General features: G+C 63.4%; 1 protein-coding gene. It reads left to right on the forward strand.

Annotated elements, in window-relative coordinates; translation table 11 throughout:
• The first annotated feature begins 30 nt into the window (after positions 1 to 30).
• A complete protein-coding gene (tmk, locus tag NW819_RS11145; protein WP_414413780.1) occupies positions 31 to 681 on the forward strand; it encodes a dTMP kinase in 651 nt (216 codons plus the stop codon).
• The last annotated feature ends 21 nt before the right edge of the window (positions 682 to 702 follow it).

The following is a 702-nucleotide window of genomic DNA, read 5'->3' on the forward strand; positions in this document are numbered from 1 at the left end:
AGTTCAGCGTGAATGTATCAGGACGACGGTGTGTTCATCACCCTAGAAGGCGGGGAAGGGGTGGGCAAAACCACCCAACAGGCCCTCTTGGTTGAGCGGCTGCGCCAAGAAGGCTACGCTTGCCTGTGTACCCGCGAGCCGGGGGGCACGGCGCTGGGCAAAACGCTGCGGGAGCTGTTGCTGCACGGGGATCCCTTTAGCCCTCTGGCGGAGTTGCTCCTATACGCGGCGGATCGGGCTGAACACGTGAGCAAGGTCATCGCGCCGGCTCTGGCGGCAGGGCAGGTGGTGGTTTGCGACCGCTTTACCGATTCCACCCTGGCCTATCAAGGCTATGGCCGGGGCATAGATCTGGATCTGATCCGGCAGCTCAACCGATGGGTCACCGACGGGCTACAGCCGGATCTCACCCTGTGGCTGGATCTGCCCCCCGAGGTGGGGCTAGAACGGGCTCGCTCCCGTTCTTCTGGCGCAGTTGAGCTAGCGGTGCAGAGCACTAACGAGCAAGAAGGCCTAGAGTTCCACCGGCGGGTTTACTGCGGATTCGAAACCCTGGCCGCCGCAGAACCCCAGCGGATTGTCCGCGTTTCGGCCCAGGGATCCCCGGCAGAGGTGGCTGCCCGCCTCTGGTCAGTGGTCGAACCCCGCCTACCACTTGCGACAGCAGGCCGGGAGCCCTAGACTGATACATTTACGCTGAAC

The sequence above is a fragment of the Synechococcus sp. R8-2 genome (genome assembly GCF_047461715.1).
Lineage (GTDB): Bacteria > Cyanobacteriota > Cyanobacteriia > Thermostichales > Thermostichaceae > Thermostichus.